The sequence below is a fragment of the Rhodopila globiformis genome, assembly GCF_002937115.1.
In the GTDB taxonomy this organism is placed as follows: Bacteria; Pseudomonadota; Alphaproteobacteria; order Acetobacterales; family Acetobacteraceae; genus Rhodopila; species Rhodopila globiformis.
The window spans coordinates 51653-71231 of the sequence record NZ_NHRY01000266.1 but is presented as its reverse complement, the minus strand read 5'-3'; the positions used below and the strand labels follow the sequence as shown (position 1 = coordinate 71231).

The following is a 19579-nucleotide window of genomic DNA, read 5'->3' as shown; positions in this document are numbered from 1 at the left end:
TGATCCGATGATGACCGCCGCTCGCCTTCCCGGTCTTCTCGAGTCGCTGCCCCCGCTGCGCGGCCGGGTGCAGGCGAACGCGAAGCTGGCGCCGTTCACCTGGTTCCGCGCCGGCGGCGCCGCCGAGGCGCTGGTGCGGCCGGCCGATGCCGAGGACCTGGCCGTGTTCCTGCGGGAACTGCCGAACGAGGTGCCGGTGCATGTCATCGGCGCGTGCTCCAACCTGATCATCCGCGATGGCGGGCTGCCGGGCGTGACGATCCGCCTCGGCCGCGGCTTCTCCACGATCACCGCCGAGGCCGACGGCCTGGTCGCCGGCGCGGCGGCGCTGGACGTGACGGTTGCCGAACATGCCGCCGCGGCCGGCCTGACCGGGCTGGAATTCCTCTCGGGCATTCCCGGCTCCATCGGCGGCGCAGTGGCGATGAACGCCGGCGCTTACGGTGGTGACCTGGCGACGGTTCTCGACTGGGCTGAGATCGTCACCCGCACCGGCGAACTGCGCCGCCTGGTTCCGGCGGAACTGGCGTTCGCCTACCGCCATGCCGCGCTGCCCGCCGGGGCGGTCGTGACCGGGGTCCGGCTGCGGGGACAGCCGGGCGCGCCGGCGCTGATCGCCACGCGCATGGCGGAGATCCGGGCGAACCGCGAGGCGTCGCAGCCGATACGCGCCCGGACCGGCGGCTCCACGTTCCGCAATCCGGATGGGATGAAGGCCTGGGAACTGATCGACGCCGCCGGCTGCCGCGGCCTGACGCGGGGCGGGGCGATGGTGTCGAACAAGCACTGCAACTTCCTGATCAATACCGGCACCGCGTCCGCCGCGGACATCGAGGGGCTTGGCGAGGAAGTCCGCCGCCGCGTGCTCGCCGCCACCGGCGCGACGCTGCACTGGGAGATCCGCCGCATCGGCATCCCCATCGATATTCCCGCGGGCAAGCCGGAGGTGGTGGCATGACCCGCGTGGCTGTCCTGTACGGCGGGATTTCCGCCGAGCGCGCGGTCAGCCTGGCCAGCGGCGAGCAGGTGGTCGCCGCCTTGCGCGAGTCGGGCTACGATGTCCGGCCGATCGATGCCGGTCCTGATTTGGGCGCCGTGATCGCCGCGCTGTCGCCGAAGCCCGATGTCGTGTTCAACGCCCTGCATGGCCGCTTCGGCGAGGACGGCGCGATCCAGGGCGTGCTCGACTGGCTGGGCATCCCTTATACGCATTCCGGCGTGCGCGCGTCCGCCATCGCCATGGACAAGCAGGCGGCGAAGGCCCTGTTCGCCGCGGCCGGCCTGCCGGTGGCGCCCGGGCGAATCGTTTGTGTCAAGGAACTCGAAGCGGGGGATCCGCTGCCGTTTCCCTACGTGGTCAAGCCGATCAACGAAGGATCGTCGGTCGGCGTTGAGGTCGTGCGCGGCGGCGACAACCGGCGCGCCGTGATCGTGGGAAACTGGACTTTCGGACCGAACGCCCTGGTGGAAGAATACATCCCTGGCCGCGAACTGACGGTCGGGGTCCTGGACGATCGCGCCCTGGCGGTGACCGAGATCCGCGCGGTCGCCGGCGCGTTCTATGATTACGAATCGAAATACGCCGATGGCGGCTCGCGTCATATCGTACCCGCGGACATCCATCCGGATGCCTATGCGCAGGCGATGGAGATCGCCGTCGCCGCGCACCGCGCCCTCGGCTGCCGCGGCGCCTCGCGCTGCGACTTCCGCTATGACGATACGCAGGGCGAACCCGGGCGGCTGGTGCTGCTGGAGATCAATACGCAGCCGGGCATGACGCCGACGTCGTTGCTGCCGGAACAGGCCGCCTGGTGCCGGATCAGCTTCCCGCAGCTCTGCACCTGGATGGTGGAGAATGCCGCATGCCGCGCGTAACCCGGTCCCCGCGCAACTCCGTCTACGATCGGCCTTCGCCGTGGCGGCTGCTGCTGCGGCGCCAGCGCCGGTTCCTGCTGCCGGGCGTTGGTATCGTCGCTGTCCTGCTCGCGGTTGTCCTCGTCGGCAATGCCGTGCGTCCCAAAGGCGCAACCGGTTCCGGCAGTTCGCTGGCCAGCTTGCGTGAGCGGCTTGGCGACGCCACGGCTTCCTTTGGTTTGCGCGTGTCGGACATCGAGATCCAGGGCCGCGCCAACACGCCCGAGTCGTTGCTGCGCGCTGCCCTCGGTGTCAGCAAGGGCGATCCGATCCTGGGCTTTTCGCTGGAACAGGCGCGCGCCCGGATCGAGACCCTGTCCTGGGTCGAGCATGCGACGGTCGAGCGCCGCCTGCCGGGCACCGTCGTCGTTTACCTGCAGGAACGGGCGCCGTTCGCGATCTGGCAGAACCAGGGAAAGTTCGTGCTGGTGGATCGCGCCGGCCAGGTCGTTACCAACCAGGATATTTCGCAATTCCGCAACCTGCCGCTGATCGTCGGCAACGGCGCGCCGGCCGCCGCCGCCGTGCTGCTCGATGCGCTGACCGAGCGTCCGGCACTGGCCGGGAAGGTCGCGGCCTGCGTGCGCGTCGGCGAGCGCCGGTGGAACCTGCGCATGACCAACGGCATGGATGTGCTGCTGCCCGAGGGGCACGAGGCTGTGGCGCTGGATCGCCTGATGCAGTTGCAGCGCGACCACGCCGTGCTCGATCGGCCGCTGGCGGTCATCGATATGCGTCTGCCCGACCGTCTCGTGCTGCGTCCAAGGCCCGAGTCCAAGGAGCCGCTTGTAACGCCGCCCATACCGCCATCCGGATCCAATGCGACCACGGTCCCGGTGGTCGCGAAGAAAGCGACATAGGAGGAGAAACGCATGGCCGATAACCCCCGCCGCGTGCTTCCGCCTCCAGAAACCGGTCCGCCGGAGACGGAGCCGTCACGGCCACACCGCGCCGGTCCTTTCGGCGTCGTCGACATCGGCACGACGAAGGTCGCCTGCCTGATTGGCCGCGTCGAGAGCGACGGAACGCTGCGCGTGCTGGGTTTCGGCTGGCAGAAGGGCCGCGGGCTGAAGGGCGGCGACATCACCGATATCGATGCGGCCGAGAAAGCAATCCGCGCCTGCGTCGGGCAGGCCGAGGACATGGCCGATGTCAGGCTGCGCTCGGTCACGGTCAACCTGACCTGCGGCCAGCCGGAGTCGCGCCTGTTCAACGTGCAGTGGCCCGTCGGCGGCCGGGCCGTCGCCGAGGTCGACATCCGTGGCGTCGTCAGCGAAGGCCGCGACCGGGCCGAGGTGGACGGACGCGAGGCCATCCACGTGCTGCCGCAGAATTTTGCCGTCGACGCAACCGAGCAGGTCGCTGATCCACGCGGCCTGTTCTGCACGACATTGAACGCGCGCCTGCACATCATCGATGCCGCGGCGACGTCGTTGCGCACGCTGGAGGCCTGCATCGCGCGTTGCGACCTGGAAATCGAGGACCTCGTTTCGGCGCCGCTGGCCGCCGGCCTGTCCAGCCTGGTACGGGAAGAGCGCGAACTTGGCGCGACGGTCATCGACATGGGCGGCGGCACCACCAGCATGGCGGTCTATGCCGACAACCAGATCATGCACACCGCTCAACTTGGCATTGGCGGCCTGCACGTCACCAAGGACATTGCCATCGGCCTGTCAACGACCCTGGCCCATGCGGAACGATTGAAGACCCTGTACGGCAACGTTGAAGCCAGCCCGGATGACGATCGTGAACTGCTGCCGGTTCCTCTGATGGGGGAAGAAGACCACCAACTGGCGCGGGTACCGCGTAGTATGGTTGTCAATATCATTCGCCCGCGACTCGAGGAAACGTTCGAATACATCAAGGATCGACTTGATACGTCCGGCCTCGGACGTGCCGCCGGCAACCGCGTGGTGCTGACCGGTGGCGCATGCCAGTTGCCGGGCGTACGCGAAATGGCAACCCGCATGCTTGGCCGCCAGGTTCGTCTTGGCCGCCCGGCGACGCTGCGTGGTCTGCCAGAGCTTGCCTCTGGCCCAGCGTTCGCAACCGCCGCCGGCCTGCTTGCCTGGGCAGCCGGCGACGGACGAACGTTTCACGACATGAATCTGGACGGTGAGCCGCCGGTCGGTTTCTTCCGCCGCCTGGTCAATTTTTTGAAAGAACGTGTCTGACCTACACGCGAATCGAGTGCTTAGACGTAACAATAACCCGAAAGCCGACCCGTAACCCGGGGGAGAAAGCGAAATGACCCTTAACCTGACGATCCCGCAGATGAGCCATACCGACTTTACGCCCCGCATCACCGTCATCGGAGTCGGCGGTGGCGGCACCAACGCCGTCGACAACATGATTGCCGCCAACCTGCAAGGGGTGGAATTCGTTGTCGCCAACACCGATGCCCAGCAGCTGATGCACAGCCGGGCCGATCGGCGGATTCAGCTTGGCCCGCATATCACGCAGGGGCTCGGGGCAGGGGCCAAGCCGGAAATCGGCAAGGCCGCGGCCGAGGAAGCCTCGGACGAGTTGTATCGCCATCTGGACGGCGCGCATATGGTGTTCATCACCGCCGGCATGGGCGGCGGCACCGGCACCGGCGCGGCACCGGTGATTGCCCGGATGGCGCGGGAGAGAAACATCCTGACTGTTGGCGTGGTGACCAAGCCGTTTGGGTTCGAAGGCATCAGGCGGGCTCGTGCGGCAGACCAGGGCATCGAAGAACTCCAGCAGTATGTCGACACGCTGATCGTTATTCCGAATCAAAACCTGTTCAGAATGGCCAATGAGCGGACCACCTGGCGCGACGCCTTCAAGATGGCGGACCAGGTTCTGTACATGGGTGTCCGCGGCGTCACCGACCTGATGATGGTGCACGGGTTGGTCAACCTGGACTTCGCCGATATCCGCACGGTCATGGCGGAAATGGGCAAGGCGATGATGGGCACCGGCGAGGCCGAGGGCGAGAACCGCGCCATCAAGGCCGCCGAGGCTGCCATCAACAATCCGCTGCTGGAGGATACCAGCATGTCCGGCGCCCGCGGCCTGCTGATCAACATCACCGGCGGCGAGGACCTGACGCTGTTCGAGGTCGACGAGGCAGCGAACCGGATTCGCCAGGAGGTCGACGAGGAAGCCAACGTGATCTTCGGCTCGGCCGTGGATGAGAGCCTGGAAGGGCGCATCCGCGTGTCCGTCGTGGCGACCGGCATCGATTCGCAGAAGCTGGCGGAGCAGGCGCGGCCGAAGCTGGTTGCCGTGGGCGGTGGCGCCGCGCCGGCTCCGCAGCCGATCCTGGTGCGCAGTGCGGCTCCTGCGGCGGCACCCGTGCCGGGTGTTGCCCAGGCGAGCACGCCGTCTCCGTTGCGGCACGCTTCGCCGCCGCCCGAGACGATGGGCAACGCCGCCATGGCGCTGGACCCGCAGCCGATCCAGGTCGCGCCCCAGCCGCGTCCGCTTCGCCCGCCTCAGGCCCAGCCGCAGCCGATTGTCCAGCCGGCGTCCCGCGCCAGCCTGTTCGCGGATGGACCGCGGCCCGTCGCGGTGCCGAGTTCGCAGCCGCCGGCGTTCAATGCCGCTGACGGCAGCAAGACCAGCCTGTTCAATACGGTCACCGGCGCGTTCCGCCGGCGGGCGACGCCCTCCGTGGCGCCGATCGGCCAGGCGCAGCCGGTGCGCAGGGAACCGGCGATGGATGACTACCAGGCCGAACCGGCCCCGATGCCGGCCCGCGCGAACGCCGGCACCGAGGACCCGGGGATTGAGATTCCGGCCTTCCTGCGGCGGCAGACCTCGTAAGCTGGTCGATGGCGGGATCACGAACGCGGTCCCGCCATGTGCGTATAGGCGCTGACATCGCGGCGCCTGTTGCCCCACCGTCATGGCCCGGCGTGTCCCGGCCATCTACCCCCCAACCGTTGAAGCGCAGATGGCCGGGACACGCCCGGCCATGACGGTGAGGGAGAAGCCCTTGCTCCGCCGGACGCCCTGTCCTGATAGCCATGGGACTAGCCCTGCCATGACGGTGACGCAACGGCGGGTTGTCAGGACGCGAATTTGCACGACCATCCTTGTTCCTCCCGGTCCCGAACTCAGGTGCAGGCAACATGGTCCGACAGCCTAGCCCGCTTCCCTCCGTCGATGCTCTGCTGCGGGCGCCGGAAACCCAGGTATTGCTGATCCGGTTCGGCCGGACGGCTGTCACCGCCGCGCTGCGGGATTGCCTGTCCGCCCATCGCAGGCTTCTTCCGGCGGCGGTGCCAGCCGCGCGGATCATCGACGAAGCGGCGGACCAGCTGTCGGCCCGGTTCGCCCGGTCCCAGCGCCTGGTCTTCAACATGACCGGCACGGTCCTGCACACCAACCTGGGGCGGGCGCTTCTGCCGCCGGAAGCAGCCGAAGCGGCCGCCGAGGCCATGCGCAATGCGACAAACCTCGAATTCGACCTCGCCTCGGGCCGGCGAGGGGAGCGGGATGACCACGTCGCCGGCCTGCTGCGCGCGCTGACCGGTGCCGAGGCGGCAACCGTCGTGAACAACAACGCCGCAGCGGTCATGCTGGTGCTGAACACGCTCGCTCTCGGGAAGGAGGTCCCGGTTTCACGCGGCGAGCTGATCGAGATCGGCGGGGCCTTCCGGGTGCCCGACATCATGGCTCGATCAGGCGCGATCCTGCGGGAAGTTGGCACGACGAATCGCACCCACGCGCGCGACTACGCTGCCGCCATTGGTCCCGCGACGGGAGCGCTGATGCGCGTGCATCAGGCCAATTTTGCCATTGTCGGATTTACCGCCTCGGTTCCCGCCGAGACGTTGGGCGCCCTTGCTCATGACGCTGGCTTGCCGCTGATCGAGGACCTGGGCAGCGGCAGCCTGGTGGATCTCGCGCAGTGGGGCCTGCCGCACGAGCGGACCCCGCGCGAGTCGCTGACTGCTGGTGTCGGTGTCGTCACCTTTTCTGGTGATAAATTATTGGGAGGTCCGCAGGCGGGGTTGATTGTCGGTCACGAAGAAGTGATATCCTCGATCAACCGCAATCCCTTGAAGCGAGCATTGCGACTCGACAAAGGGCGATTGGCTGCGTTGGAAATTGTCCTGCGGATGTATCTCGATCCGCAGCGACTCGCCGAACGGCTGCCGGCGCTGCGTCTGCTGACACGCTCGGAAGCCGAGGTCCGGGCGACGGCGGAGCGGATTTGTCCGGTCGTCGCCGAGCGGTGGCCTGACCGGGCGGTTGAGGTCCGGACCTGCCGCAGCCAGATCGGTTCAGGGGCGTTACCGATCGACATGCTACCTTCCGCGGCCGTCGCGATCGGCGGCAAATCTCTGGAAGAATTAGCAAATTTCCTCAGGAGTCTGCCGCGGCCGATCATCGGCCGCATCGCGCAGGGGCGTCTGTTCCTGGATTGCCGTTGTCTTGAACCCGGCGATGAAGCCGCTTTCATTGCCCAGTTGCGGTAATGCGCCGATAGTGACCCCGGAGGAGACGCGACCCCGGTGGGTCGGCCGGACTTCAAACCCGGTTGGGGCTGCCGAGCGGTCCCGGGCAGGTTCGACTCCTGCTCTCTTCCGCCATCACGAAAATGTGAGTTTCGCTCCGTCTATGTGGCATAAGGACCACAGTGTGGCTTGTCGATGCGTCAGCCCCTCGCTATCGCATAACCGGATGGTTATAGTTGGCACAGCGAAAGAGTGGGCCGGTGACGATTCCTCCGACCTGTTTCGCCGTGAATGGGAAATTGAGGAGAGGCTTAATGAAGTTCCGCAACGCATTGGTGGCCGCCACGGTGCTGGCGCTGCCGTTCGCGGCGAACGCTCAACCGATCACTGGCCTGTACGTCGGCGGCGGAGCCGGCGTGAACATCATGCAGAACCAGAATGCGAAGCCCAGCCGCGTGTCGCCGAGCACCACGCTGAATGCGCAGCTTGGCCCTGTTGCTGTCGCCAGCGTGGGTTACGGGCTTGGCAACGGGTTTCGGGCCGAGTTGGAAGGTGACTATCGCTACAACACCTTCAGCGGCTCCAACCAGGGCGGCCAGGAGCAGAAGTTCGGCGCGATGGTCAACGTGCTGTATGACTTCGTTGGCCTGGTTCCGTTTGTCCAGCCGTATGTCGGCGCCGGCGTTGGCTACCAGTGGGCGCAGGAGCGAAACCTGTATGGCTCCAACGGTGTTGGCAGATTCACCAGCAGCGGGACCCAAACCTCGGGCAGTTGGGCGTATCAGGCGATCATCGGTGCCTCCATGCCGATCGTCGGTGTGCCTGGCCTTGCGCTGACGGCCGATTATCGTTTCATGGGCATGCCGCAGGACCGCAAGTACAACGGCACGTTTGCTGCTGGTGGCGCTACTGCGCCTGGCTCGATCAAGCTGGGCAGCGACTACAACCACGCCATCCTGGTTGGTGTTCGCTATAACTTCGGTCAGGCCGCGCCGGCGCCTGAGGCTCCGCCCGCGGCTGCGGTCGCACCCTCGCCGGTGTCGCGTTCGTATCTGGTGTTCTTCGACTGGGACCGGGCCAATCTGACCGACCGCGCCCGCCAGATCGTCGCGGAGGCCGCGGCGAACTCGACCAAGGTGCAGTACACCCGGCTTGAGGTGAACGGCTACACCGATACCTCGGGCACGCCGAAGTACAACATGGGCCTGTCGGTGCGCCGCGCCCTGGCGGTTGCCGCGGAACTGGTCAAGGACGGCGTGCCAAAGAGCGCGATCGCGATCCAAGGCTTCGGTGAGACGCATCTGCTGGTGCCGACCGGCCCAGGCGTGCGTGAGCCGCAGAACCGGCGCGTCGAAATCATCATCAAGTAGATCACGGCCAACCGGCTGTAACGAAGGGGGCGTCCGCAGACGCCCCTTTTTCGTTGCTTTGCGTTTCGCCAGACCAAACGTCGGCGACGCAACCTCGGACCCAACCATCTTGCAATACCATCATAGTTGTTATATGACAACATATGGCCCGTGCCATTGGTCCGCTTCGCCGGGTTGAAGAAAAGGAGAAACGAATGACATTCCGCAATACACTGGCGGCAGCGACGTTCCTGGCGCTGCCGCTTGCGGCGCAGGCACAGCCGGTCGATGGCTTGTACATGTCGCTGGGCGCTGGCGTGAACATCATGCAGCAGGTGCCGGTCAACTCCATCGCCACGGTTGGGCAAACGTCCAACACCAACCTGAACACCAATCTCGGCGCTGTCGGCGTCATCGCCGGCGGTTGGGGATTCGGCAACGGCCTGCGTGCGGAACTCGAATTCGACTATCGCAACAACGGCATGGACAAAGTTACCCAGCCGTCCGGCAGCATCGGGCTGAAGGGGTCTGAGCAGAAGTTCGGCCCGATGGTGAACGTGCTGTACGATTTCACCACGATTTCGTCGATGTTTACGCCGTACGTCGGCGCGGGCGTCGGCTATCAATGGGTTAACGACAACGTCCAGTTCCCGGCTTCCAATAGTTCGAGTTCGTTCGACAGCACCAAGGCCGCCTTCGCCTACCAGGGTATTGTCGGTGCGGCCATGCCCATCCCTGTCGTGCCCGGGCTGTCGGCAACTGCCGAATACCGCTTCATGGGGTTGACGGGCCGTAACTATAACGGCGTGAAGCTCGGAAACGACTTCAACCACGCGATCCTCGTCGGCCTGCGCTACGCGTTTGGCGCGCCCGCTGCTGCGGCGCCCGAGGCTCCGCCGCCTGCCGCGGTTGCGCCCTCGCCGGTGTCGCGTTCGTACCTGGTGTTCTTCGACTGGGACAAGGCGACCCTGACCGACCGCGCCCGCCAGATCGTTGCGGAAGCCGCGGCGAACTCGACCAAGGTGCAGTACACCCGGCTTGAGGTGAACGGCTACACCGACACCTCGGGCACGGCGAAGTACAACATGGGCCTGTCGGTGCGCCGCGCCCGGGCGGTTGCCGCGGAACTGGTCAAGGACGGCGTGCCAAAGAGCGCGATCGCGATCCAGGGCTTCGGCGAGACGCATCTGCTGGTGCCGACCGGCCCAGGCGTGCGTGAGCCGCAGAATCGGCGCGTTGAAATCATCATCAAGTAAATCACGGCCACCCGGCTGTAACGAAGAGGGCGCCCACGGGCGCCCTTTTTGTTGCGGGACCGTCGAGGTCCGGTGTTCAGAACGAACCGCAGGCCGGTTCCACCGTCATGCCGACCAGTTGTTGCCGGAATCTGGACTGATACTCATTCCGGATGCGGTTGACAGCGGCCAGACTGAGGGGCGTCACCGGCAGGGCAACAATCAGCAGCTTGCTGGCTTCCTTGATCGTTCGGCGCGTCGTCGGATCCATCCAGGCACCGGATGCATCCACGACCGTATAGCCGTTCGGCAGATTGACGGTGACGCTGTCGTCGAGAAACTGCTGCCACTCCGCTTGCGTCAGGTCGCCGCGTCGCGGAATCGATTTGCCAAAGAAAAGATTAAAGACCAGCATGGGCTGCCCCGTGCCCGGGGCGCAGGACGGTGCCGTGGGCGCCGCACAGGACGCAAGCCCGGCAGCAAGTCCGGCGATGCACAGTCGATGGAGCACCGACGCCCAGGCCGTGCCAGGCCGGAACCGCCGCACGGCGGAGCGTCTATCCGAACACCCGCCTGCCGCGCTTCCAGGTTCCCAGCACGACTCCTTCCAGGGCCCGCCCATCGAATGGGGTATTTTGGGCCTTGCCCGGCAAGCTGCCGGCTTCGACCTTCCAGATGCGATCCGGTTCGAACAGGCACAAATCCGCCACCGCGCCCCTGGCGATGCGTCCGGCTGAAATCCCCAGAAGCGCCGCCGGCTTTGCCGTCAGAAGCTCGATCGCAGCCGGCAGCGGGATTGTCCCGTTGTGCACGTGCGCCAGCGTCACCGCGAGCAGCGTCGCCAGGCCGGAGCCGCCGGCCGACGCCAGCGCGAACGGCAGGCGTTTGTCGTCAACGTCCCTTGGCTGATGGTCCGACGCCACCGCATCGACCGTTCCATCGGCCAGCGCCGCCGCCACGGCCTTGCGGTCATGCTCCTTGCGCAACGGCGGCGACAGCTTGGCATAGGTGCGGAATTCGCCGATGGAGGTCTCGTTCAGGTCGAAATACGGTGGCGCCGTATCGCAGGTGACAGCGAGGCCGGCGTCCTTGGCCTGGCGGATCAGCGCCACCGCCTCGCCGGTCGAGACATGCGCGAAATGCACCGCGCCGCCGGTCAACTGGACCAGCTTGATGTCGCGGGCGACCATCATCGCTTCCGCCGCGGCCGGAATGCCCGGCAGGCCGAGCCGGGTTGCCTGCTCGCTTTCCGTGGCGGACCCGCCGGCGGCAAGCGACGGCTCCTCGGGGTGCTGCACGATCCGGGCGCCGAACCCGCGGGCATAGGACAAGGCGAGGCGCATCATGCGGGCCGGGCCAATGGCGCGCGAGCCGTCGGTGAAGGCGACCGCCCCGGCTTCCCGCAACAGCCCAAGCTCGGCAAGCTCCTCGCCGCGGCAGCCTTTGGTGACGGCGCCGTAGGGCAGGATGGTCAGGCTGCCGGTTTCCTCGCCCCGGGTCCGCAGCAGATGCACCAGCGCCGGATCGTCGATCGCCGGCTGCGTATCGGGCAGGGCGGCCAGGGTGGTAATGCCGCCGGCTGCCGCCGCCTGCGCGGCCGAGGCGATGGTTTCGCGGTATTCAAAGCCCGGCTCACCGAGCGCCGCCCGCATGTCGACCAGCCCCGGGCACAGGATGGCGCCGGTCGCCTCGATCCGCGTGGCACCATCCGGACGGCCCAGCGCGGGGCCGAAATCAGCGATCAGCCCGTCCCGCACCAGCAGGTCGCCAACGAGATCGACTCCGGCGCCCAGGATGCGGACGCCGGAGAACAGCGTATCAGGGTTCATTCCGACCTTGGCCCCGCGACAGGATATCCAGCACCGCCATTCGGACGGCCACGCCCATTTCGACCTGTTCCTTGATGACGCTGTGCGCCGGGTCATCGGCCACCGCGCTGTCGATCTCGACGCCGCGGTTCATCGGACCGGGATGCATCACGATGGCATCCGGCCGGGCGCGGGCCAGCTTCTCGTGGTCCAGGCCGTAGAAGCGGAAATACTCCCGCGCGCTGGGCACCAGGCCACGCGCCATCCGTTCGCGCTGCAGCCGCAGCGTCATGACGACGTCCACACCGTCGAGGCCGGCGGCCATGTCGTGGAACACGCTGACGCCCAGGTCCGCGACTCCGGCCGGGATCAGCGTCGGCGGCCCGACGACCCGGACCTGGCAGCCCATGGTCGTCAGCAGATGGATATTGGAGCGGGCCACCCGCGAATGGGTGACGTCGCCACAGATCGCCACGGTCAGCCCGGCGATCCGCCCCTTGCGCCGCTTGATCGTCAGGGCATCGAGCAGCGCCTGGGTCGGGTGTTCGTGCGTCCCGTCACCGGCGTTGATCACCGCCGCATCGACGATCTGCGCCAGCAGGTTCGGCGCCCCGGACTGGTCGTGCCGCACCACCAGCAGGTCGCAGTGCATCGCGTTCAGGGTGGCGGCGGTGTCGATCAACGTCTCGCCCTTGTTCACCGACGAGGTCGAGACCGACATGTTGATGACATCGGCCCCCAGCCGTTTGCCGGCAAGCTCGAAGCTGGTCCGCGTGCGGGTGCTGTCCTCGAAGAACAGGTTGATCAGCGTGCGCCCGCGCAGCAGGTCACGCTGCGTCTTGCCCGAGCGGTTGAGCAGCACGTAGCTTTCGGCGAGGTCGAGCAATTGGCTGATCGCGGGCGGTTCCAGCCCTTCGATCGCCAGGAGATGTTTCTTTCGGTAGAACACCGGCCTTGGTTGCAGCAACCGGCGCGGGCCGTCAACAGCATTACAGCAGACCGCAGGCCGGTTGGGACAGGGCGACGGCGCACCCGCATCGTCATGGCCCGGCTCGTCCGGGCCATGACGATGAGGACAGGCCACCTGTGCATCCCAACCGGCCTGCGGTCTGCTGTAGAGCCACAGCGCGAAATTCGACGGTGCAACCGAAGGTCGTCGCCCCATCGCCGCTCTATCGTCATGGCCGGGCCTGTCCCCATGGCTATCAGGGCAGGGTGACGGTTGGAGAAGGATTTGGCGCCCGGACCGTTGCCTCACCGTCGTGGCCGGGCGTGTCCCGGCCATCTGCGCTTCGACGGTGGGGGGGGTAGATGGCCGGGACACGCCCTACGGGATGCACAGATTTCGGAAACGGTCCGCTGCAGCCGCGGCTCCGTACTGTCATCGCCGGTGCTGGTTTCACCGACGGCAATCAAGCGAACACAGAGTTGCACGGCGTTCGCACGGAGTTCCGCAGAGAAAGGGGATACGGCGCTTCGCGCGCAGCGCATGAAATCCTCGGACGCTGCCACGGGGGCGACCCTGTTGCGGGCGCCCCGGAAGACTCTGCGGAACTCCGTGCAAACACCGTGCAACTCCGTGTTCGCTTGATTGCGGTGGCCAACCCGCCCCCGCCCCATCCCAATGGGCAGGATGCCCCACACCGGATGTGCGGACCACACCACGGCGACCCGGCCCGGCGTCTCCTCGGCCGGTCGCTTGCCAGCCAAACGCGTCTCCGCGAAAGAGCGGCAGCGTTCCCAGGCATTGGGCGAGCTCCTGGTTTTGCGGTTGTTTCCGGGATGTGTGCATGCGGTAGGGACACGCCCGGCCATGACGATAGGGAGACGACCACGCCCTGTTCCCCGTTATGTGAGCGCGTATGGGGACACCCCCGGCCGCGACGGTGGGGCGACGGGCCAAAGGGACAACGGGCCGGGCTGCAAAAGAAATGGCGGCCCGAAGGCCGCCATTTCAGTCTCTGACGAATCTGTCCGCCCGGGCCTTAACCGGGTTGTGGCGCCGGTGTGGCCCCCGGAGGTGTCGGCACCGGCCGTCCCGTTGTCGGCACCGAGGCACGGCGCGACTCGGGCGCAGGCTCATCGACGATCTTGCGGATGATCGGCTCGCCCCGCAGCACTGTCCGGATTTCGTCGCCGCTCAGCGTCTCATACTCCAGCAGGCCGCGGGCAAGGCGGTGCAGTTCCTCGATGTTCTCGGTGAGCAGCCGCCGCGCCTTGGCATAGGCCCGGTCGATGATGCCCTTGATCTCGGCATCGATCTCCCGCGCCGTCGCCTCGGACACGTTCTTGTTCTGCGTCACGGAGTGACCCAGGAACACCTCCTGGCTGTTGTCGCCGTAGGCGATCATGCCGAGCTTGTCGGACATGCCCCACTCGGTGATCATCCGTCGCGCCTGGTCGGTCGCCATCTTGATGTCGCCCGACGCGCCGTTCGACACCTTGTCCGGCCCGAAGATGATCTCCTCCGCCGCGCGTCCGCCCATCGCCATCGTCAGTTCCGACAACAGCTTGGACTTCGACTTGGAGTAGCGGTCACCCTCCGGTAGGCTCATGACCAGGCCCAGCGCACGGCCGCGCGGGATGATCGTCGCCTTGTGGACCGGGTCGCATTCCGGCTCGTGCATGGCGCACAGGGCGTGGCCGGCCTCGTGATAGGCGGTCATGCGCTTCTCGGCCTCGGACATCACCAGCGACTTGCGCTCGGTGCCCATCATGACCTTGTCCTTGGCGGCCTCGAACTCGGCCATGGCGACGACCCGCTTGCCCAGCCGTGCCGCCAGCAGCGCGCCCTCGTTCACCAGGTTCGCCAGATCGGCCCCGGAGAACCCCGGCGTGCCGCGGGCGATCACCTTCGGATCGACGTCGGAGGCCAGCGGCACCTTGCGCATGTGCACGCGCAGGATCTTCTCCCGCCCGTTCACGTCCGGATTCGGCACCACCACCTGCCGGTCGAAGCGGCCGGGACGCAGCAGCGCCGGGTCCAGTACGTCCGGACGGTTGGTGGCGGCGATCAGGATGACGCCTTCGTTCGACTCGAAGCCGTCCATCTCGACCAGCATCTGGTTCAGCGTCTGCTCACGCTCATCGTTGCCGCCGCCGAGGCCGGCGCCGCGATGGCGGCCGACGGCGTCGATTTCGTCGATGAAGATGATGCACGGCGCGTTCTTCTTGCCCTGCTCGAACATGTCGCGGACGCGCGAGGCACCCACGCCGACGAACATCTCGACGAAGTCGGAGCCCGAGATGGTGAAGAACGGCACGTTCGCCTCACCCGCGATGGCGCGAGCCAGCAGCGTCTTGCCGGTGCCGGGCGGGCCGACCAGCAGCACGCCCTTGGGGATCTTGCCGCCGAGCCGCTGGAACTTCTGCGGATCCTTCAGGAATTCAACGATTTCCTGCAGTTCGCCCTTGGCCTCGTCGATGCCGGCGACGTCCTCAAACGTCACGCGCCCCTGTTTCTCCGTCAGCATGCGCGCCCGGGATTTGCCGAAGCCCATGGCCCGGCCGCCGCCCGACTGCATCTGCCGCATGAAGAACACCCAGACGCCGATCAGCAGCAGCATCGGGAACCACGACAGCAGGTAGTGCAGCAACGGATTGACGTCGCTGTCTTCCGGCTTGGCGATCACCCGGACGTTCTTGTCGGTCAGGGTCTTGACCAGGGTCGGATCTTCCGGTGTGTAGGTCTGGAAGGTTCGCCCATCGTTCAACTGGCCGGAGACGGTCCGTCCCTGTATCACCACATCGCGCACACGGCCGGAGTTCACTTCCGTGATGAAGTCCGAATAGGCGATCTGTGTTGAGTTGGTATGGGTCACTCCGGGCTGGAACAGATTGAATAGCACCACGAGCAGCAGGGCTATGATCACCCACAGCGCGAGGTTCCGGCCGAAATTGCTCATATGATTTTGCTCACGTTCACAGTCCGTCAGAGGCATCGACCACCCGCCCGGGGGCGATTGGCCGTGCAACACAGCCATTACATAGTGTGCGGGATCGAAAGCTACATCCCCGCGATAACAGAATGGTTCACCAAGCCGAAGCGAATCACAACCCTGAAGGCATTTTTGATGCCGGTTGATTCGGTCCCGCTGCATCCGCTGGCACAAAGCGGGAACCGGCAACGGGGGTGACCGGAACGAACGGCACGGCTATCTGAACGTCATCCTCACGGATTCCATACCCTAAATGCGGTACCGCTGCCACAATTTTACCGAGCCTGATGGCCGGCAGGGTGCGCAGCACGATCGACGGCAGGTTGGAGCGCGCGCGGAACCTTGCGGCGTCGGCGCCAAGCTTGCCGATTGTCGCGCCCGCAAGCGAGCCTTTTGTGACGATCAGCCGGAAGCGGTTGTCCCAGACAGCGCCCGGTGTCGCGTCAATCGGCGGGGCGATCGCCGCCTCCTCGCGCACGACCAGCCAGCCGGGACCAAGCCGTCCGGCCGGCAAAATCCGCACGCCGCCCAAGGTTGCCGGCTTCGGCTCAGCGGCCAGCGGTGCGATCTGGGCGGGCGAGGGCGGATAGGCTGCGCCGCCGATGGTCTGCACAAGGTTGGACAAGGCGGCCTCGCTGATGCGGCCGGGCGACAGCAGCGCAAAGCCTTCAGGATGAATGGCCGCACGCTCCGCCAGTTCGGCGGCGGTTTCGGCTTCCTCGTCCGCGCGCAGCCGGCCGACGCCCGAGATTGCCTGCGTCAGCGCCAGGAGGGTCGGTTCGGACAACGTCCCGGTGAACAGTTGCCGCAGCCTGGGACGCTGCGCCCGCAGGTCACGGTTGGACGGATCCTCGATCCAGCCGATGCCGCGCTCGGTCAGGTAGTGCCGCAGCAGCTTCGGCGGAAAGGCCAGCAGCGGGCGCAGCAGACGCAGGCCATCCACCTCCCGGGACGCGGCCATGCCAGCGAGGCCGTGGGTGCCGCTGTTGCGGAGAATCCGCATTGCCACCGTCTCTGCCTGATCCGCGGCATGATGACCCAGCAGCAGGTCGCGGCATCCGGCCTCCCGGCACGCTTCGAACAGCACCTGATAGCGTGCAAGCCGCGCCCGCTCCGCCAGGGCCGGCCCCCGCGCCAGCGTCGTCAGGGTCAGCAGACGGGCCGGGATGCCAAGGCGTGTCACCCGTTCGACCGTGACCACCGCCTCGGCCGCCGATTCCGAACGCAGGCCGTGATCGACCACCAGGGCGCACAGCCGACGCTGCCGCGAATCCGCCCAGCCCTTGGCCAGCACGGCCAGGGCCGTACTGTCGGCGCCGCCGGAAGCCGCAACGGCGAGCGCCGGTTCAGGCGCATATGGCCCCAGCCTGTCCATCGCCGCGGCAAACGCGGCTTCCAGGCAAGCCGCGGCGTCCGTCACGAACAGGCTACCGGCAGCCGGCCCGCTGTGCCGTCGAGGCCATTCTGGCCCGAACCTCCGCGTGTGGCTGCGGGAACTCGGCCCGCAGACGGTTCAACGTGTCGCACGCTGCCTTCTTCTCGTTGATCGCCGTGAGCGATTCCGCCAGCCCGAGCAGGGCGTCCTGCGCGTGGGCGCCCTTGCGGGAACGATTATAGGCATCGTCGTAGGCGATTGCCGCCTGGGCATACTGCCGCTGGCCGGATAACGACCGGGCGAGCAGAAGCTGGGCATCATAAGCGCGTGGCGACGTGCGATTGGCCAGCACCTCGCGCGCGTCGGCCTCCGCCGCCGCATAGTCCCGGCGGGCAAGCGCTGCGTTGCCTTCCTGCAAGGTCAGTTCCGGCGTGCGCTTCACCGGACGCTGCGGCGGGTTCGGCGCCGGAGGGGGCGGTGCTGCCGGTGCCTCGGAGCGCGCTGCGGGGCCCGGTTCGGCGGATCGTGGCGTCCCACCAGCCGCCGCGCCCGCACCGCCCTGGCCGACCTGGAAGGCCAGGTCGTCGATACGCTTGCCGAGGTCCGCGCCCTGCCGCTGCAATTCGTTCTGCGTCTCATCGATGCGGCCGCGGAGCTCGCGCACCTGCTCCTCCAGCGCATCGACCCGCGTCAGAAGCTGGGCGACGAGATCGCCGCTGGCCGAGGACTGCGGCGGGGGCGCATAGGCCGGCGCACCGCCAGCGGCCGCGCCGCCACCTTGGGCCACCTGACCCTCCAGCCCCCTCAGTTCCTGGCGAAGCTGGTAGATCTCGTTCTGCAGCGCGATGCCCTCGCGACTGTCGATCTGGGCTATGGCCGGTGCCCGGATGACCGGGCTGACCAGCAGAAGCGAGGCCGCGACAAGACCTGCACCAACGGACCGCATACAGACTTCCTCATGAGGATGACGAGACAGCTTCCGTAGCATATTGCCGCGGCAGTTTGGTGGCGGAACCGATACGATGCTGCCGGCGGCCTGCGGGTTTTTCAGGCGGTTGGCAGATGACGCGCAATATACGGGGGCAAATTGAATGCGCCGGTATGAATTTCCGGAGTCCAATACTGCGTCATCCCTGAAATCCCGGCCTGCTCGGCGCGTGCCCTGATCACGTCCACCGGCGTCATGGCCAGCGATGCATCCTTCGCCGCCCAGCCCAGGGTCATGAACCCGCCAACATAGGTCGGCACGGCAGCGACATAAGCGGTGACATGCGGGAAGAACCGGCGCCGGCGCGCGCTGGTATCGCGCAGTTCGTCCGCCTGCATGAACGGCACGCCGCACTGGTTCACGACCAGGCCGCGGCCGGTCAGGATGCGCGCGCAGTTGCGATAGAAATCGTCGGTGAACAGCACTTCGCCGACGCCGATGGGGTCGGTGGAATCGACGATGATGACGTCGAACGAGGCGTCAGGCGCCCGCTTCACGTAGTCGATGCCGTCGCCGACGATGACCTCGGCCCGCTTGTCGCTCCAGGCGTCGCCGGCGATCCCCGGCAGGAATTCCTTCGACAGGCGAATGACCTCGCCGTCGATCTCGACCATCACGGCGCGCTTGACATATGGATGCTGCAGGACGCGCCGCAGCACGCCGCCGTCACCGGCGCCGATGATCAGCACCCGCTCGGCCGCGCCATGCGCCAGCAGCGGCACGTGGGTCAGCATCTCCTGGTAGACGAACTCGTCCGCTTCGGTGATCTGGATGACGCCGTCGAGCACCATGACCCGGCCATGCGTCGCGCTTTCGAAGATGACGATGTCCTGGAATTCGCTCTTCACACGCGCCAGTTCGCGCACGACCAGGAAACGCTGGCCCCATGCCGGGTAAAGCGTTTCGTTAATCCAACTATCCGTGGCCATAGCCCTCGCTCCATGCGTCAACGGCCCGGGCCTGCGCCCGAGCCGTTACTGATCCGGTGCGCCAGCCGCCGATCAGGCGATCAGGCCGCGCCGCTGTTCACCGAGATTGACGGATTGCGGCGCGAAGGCGGCCTTCAGCGCCGGCAGGCTATGGTACGGATTACAGGCGCCACACATGAAGATGTCGATGGCGGCAAAGTCACGCTCCGGCCATGTATGGATGGAGATATGGCTCTCCGCCAGGACGAGCACGCCGCTGACGCCGCCGTTTGGCGAGAAGTGATGGAAATGGCCGTGCAGAATCGTCGCGCCGGCCGCCTCGGCGGCTTCGCGCAGCGCGCGGTCGATATGCGCCGGGTCGCCCAGGTTTGAAGCACCCCACAGATCAACCAGCAGATGCGTTCCGGCGAACTTAACGCCGTCCTTCTGCACGAAGTAGTCCTTCTGGACCTCGATATCCTGACCTTCCGTGAGATTCCGCTCAGCGTCGGAATAAGACTGGTTGCTGCTCGGAAGTTCCGAGACCATCCCCAGTGGGCTGAGTGCGTTCATCGCGTACCCCTTCCTACCAGTAGACGGCCTGTTGGACCGTACGCGCTGCGGCGCGC

Annotated in this window: 16 protein-coding genes and 1 tRNA gene; 9 read left to right on the top strand and 8 right to left on the bottom strand. The window is 66.7% G+C overall.

Annotated elements, in window-relative coordinates; all coding sequences use genetic code 11:
* The first annotated feature begins 7 nt into the window (after positions 1 to 7).
* The 9 genes from murB (at position 8) to CCS01_RS29530 (ending at position 9954) form a co-directional block, all read left to right on the top strand.
* Positions 8 to 958, top strand: coding sequence for a UDP-N-acetylmuramate dehydrogenase (gene murB, locus CCS01_RS29565; RefSeq protein ID WP_408887520.1), 951 nt, complete (start codon positions 8 to 10; stop codon positions 956 to 958).
* Positions 955 to 1875 carry a D-alanine--D-alanine ligase gene (locus CCS01_RS29560; protein WP_104522363.1) on the top strand — a complete coding sequence of 307 codons (921 nt, stop codon included), beginning with the start codon at positions 955 to 957 and terminating at the stop codon, positions 1873 to 1875. Before murB ends, CCS01_RS29560 begins: the two co-directional genes overlap by 4 nt.
* The gene (locus tag CCS01_RS29555) at positions 1863 to 2774 is read left to right on the top strand and encodes a cell division protein FtsQ/DivIB (RefSeq protein ID WP_104522362.1); all 912 of its coding nucleotides are present in this window, start codon (positions 1863 to 1865) and stop codon (positions 2772 to 2774) included. Before CCS01_RS29560 ends, CCS01_RS29555 begins: the two co-directional genes overlap by 13 nt.
* Positions 2775 to 2786: 12 nt before the next feature.
* Positions 2787 to 4088, top strand: a complete 1302-nt coding sequence (gene ftsA, locus CCS01_RS29550) for a cell division protein FtsA (RefSeq protein WP_104522361.1) — start codon at positions 2787 to 2789, stop codon at positions 4086 to 4088.
* A gap of 73 nt (positions 4089 to 4161) precedes the next feature.
* Positions 4162 to 5709, top strand: a complete 1548-nt coding sequence (gene ftsZ, locus CCS01_RS29545; RefSeq protein WP_104522360.1) for a cell division protein FtsZ — start codon at positions 4162 to 4164, stop codon at positions 5707 to 5709.
* Positions 5710 to 6017: 308 nt separating this feature from the next.
* The gene (selA, locus tag CCS01_RS29540) at positions 6018 to 7370 is read left to right on the top strand and encodes an L-seryl-tRNA(Sec) selenium transferase (RefSeq protein WP_104522359.1); all 1353 of its coding nucleotides are present in this window, start codon (positions 6018 to 6020) and stop codon (positions 7368 to 7370) included.
* A gap of 18 nt (positions 7371 to 7388) precedes the next feature.
* Positions 7389 to 7484 (top strand) — tRNA-Sec (locus CCS01_RS34055).
* Between the two features lie 179 nt (positions 7485 to 7663).
* Positions 7664 to 8719 carry an OmpA family protein gene (locus CCS01_RS29535; protein WP_104522358.1) on the top strand — a complete coding sequence of 352 codons (1056 nt, stop codon included), beginning with the start codon at positions 7664 to 7666 and terminating at the stop codon, positions 8717 to 8719.
* Between the two features lie 194 nt (positions 8720 to 8913).
* Positions 8914 to 9954 carry an OmpA family protein gene (locus CCS01_RS29530; protein WP_104522357.1) on the top strand — a complete coding sequence of 347 codons (1041 nt, stop codon included), beginning with the start codon at positions 8914 to 8916 and terminating at the stop codon, positions 9952 to 9954.
* 76 nt (positions 9955 to 10030) lie between these two features.
* Here the strand turns inward: CCS01_RS29530 and CCS01_RS34050 are convergent, their stop codons facing one another.
* The 8 genes from CCS01_RS34050 to speD form a co-directional block, all read right to left on the bottom strand.
* A complete protein-coding gene (locus CCS01_RS34050) occupies positions 10031 to 10348 on the bottom strand; it encodes a DUF3574 domain-containing protein (RefSeq protein WP_158258675.1) in 318 nt (105 codons plus the stop codon).
* 142 nt (positions 10349 to 10490) lie between these two features.
* Positions 10491 to 11762: a dihydroorotase gene (locus tag CCS01_RS29520; RefSeq protein WP_104522355.1), complete on the bottom strand. Its 1272-nt coding sequence runs from the start codon at positions 11760 to 11762 to the stop codon at positions 10491 to 10493.
* Positions 11752 to 12690, bottom strand: a complete 939-nt coding sequence (locus CCS01_RS29515) for an aspartate carbamoyltransferase catalytic subunit (protein ID WP_104522354.1) — start codon at positions 12688 to 12690, stop codon at positions 11752 to 11754. The genes CCS01_RS29520 and CCS01_RS29515 overlap by 11 nt, the downstream gene beginning before the upstream one ends.
* Before the next feature lie 1036 nt (positions 12691 to 13726).
* Complete coding sequence (ftsH, locus tag CCS01_RS29510; RefSeq protein WP_104522353.1) at positions 13727 to 15646, bottom strand: ATP-dependent zinc metalloprotease FtsH; 1920 nt, start codon at positions 15644 to 15646, stop codon at positions 13727 to 13729.
* A gap of 145 nt (positions 15647 to 15791) precedes the next feature.
* Entirely contained in the window at positions 15792 to 17099 is a 1308-nt protein-coding gene (tilS, locus tag CCS01_RS29505) for a tRNA lysidine(34) synthetase TilS (protein WP_146102026.1), read from the bottom strand.
* 7 nt (positions 17100 to 17106) lie between these two features.
* Complete coding sequence (locus CCS01_RS29500) at positions 17107 to 18000, bottom strand: tol-pal system YbgF family protein (RefSeq protein ID WP_104522351.1); 894 nt, start codon at positions 17998 to 18000, stop codon at positions 17107 to 17109.
* A 101-nt stretch (positions 18001 to 18101) separates the two neighbouring features.
* Entirely contained in the window at positions 18102 to 18971 is an 870-nt protein-coding gene (gene speE, locus CCS01_RS29495) for a polyamine aminopropyltransferase (protein WP_104522350.1), read from the bottom strand.
* A gap of 72 nt (positions 18972 to 19043) precedes the next feature.
* A complete protein-coding gene (gene speD, locus CCS01_RS29490; RefSeq protein ID WP_104522349.1) occupies positions 19044 to 19523 on the bottom strand; it encodes an adenosylmethionine decarboxylase in 480 nt (159 codons plus the stop codon).
* Between the last annotated feature and the right edge of the window lie 56 nt (positions 19524 to 19579).

Excerpts from the sequence above, each read along its gene's own strand:
- speD (WP_104522349.1), bottom strand. The coding sequence starts at position 19,523 with ATGAACGCACTCAGCCCACTGGGGATGGTCTCGGAACTTCCGAGCAGC.
- ftsA (WP_104522361.1), top strand. The coding sequence starts at position 2,787 with ATGGCCGATAACCCCCGCCGCGTGCTTCCGCCTCCAGAAACCGGTCCG.
- murB (WP_408887520.1), top strand. The coding sequence starts at position 8 with ATGATGACCGCCGCTCGCCTTCCCGGTCTTCTCGAGTCGCTGCCCCCG.
- CCS01_RS29530 (WP_104522357.1), top strand. The coding sequence starts at position 8,914 with ATGACATTCCGCAATACACTGGCGGCAGCGACGTTCCTGGCGCTGCCG.
- CCS01_RS29500 (WP_104522351.1), bottom strand. The coding sequence starts at position 18,000 with ATGCGGTCCGTTGGTGCAGGTCTTGTCGCGGCCTCGCTTCTGCTGGTC.
- CCS01_RS29560 (WP_104522363.1), top strand. The coding sequence starts at position 955 with ATGACCCGCGTGGCTGTCCTGTACGGCGGGATTTCCGCCGAGCGCGCG.
- CCS01_RS29535 (WP_104522358.1), top strand. The coding sequence starts at position 7,664 with ATGAAGTTCCGCAACGCATTGGTGGCCGCCACGGTGCTGGCGCTGCCG.
- CCS01_RS29555 (WP_104522362.1), top strand. The coding sequence starts at position 1,863 with ATGCCGCGCGTAACCCGGTCCCCGCGCAACTCCGTCTACGATCGGCCT.
- CCS01_RS34050 (WP_158258675.1), bottom strand. The coding sequence starts at position 10,348 with ATGCTGGTCTTTAATCTTTTCTTTGGCAAATCGATTCCGCGACGCGGC.
- selA (WP_104522359.1), top strand. The coding sequence starts at position 6,018 with ATGGTCCGACAGCCTAGCCCGCTTCCCTCCGTCGATGCTCTGCTGCGG.
- ftsH (WP_104522353.1), bottom strand. The coding sequence starts at position 15,646 with ATGAGCAATTTCGGCCGGAACCTCGCGCTGTGGGTGATCATAGCCCTG.
- ftsZ (WP_104522360.1), top strand. The coding sequence starts at position 4,162 with ATGACCCTTAACCTGACGATCCCGCAGATGAGCCATACCGACTTTACG.
- CCS01_RS29520 (WP_104522355.1), bottom strand. The coding sequence starts at position 11,762 with ATGAACCCTGATACGCTGTTCTCCGGCGTCCGCATCCTGGGCGCCGGA.
- speE (WP_104522350.1), bottom strand. The coding sequence starts at position 18,971 with ATGGCCACGGATAGTTGGATTAACGAAACGCTTTACCCGGCATGGGGC.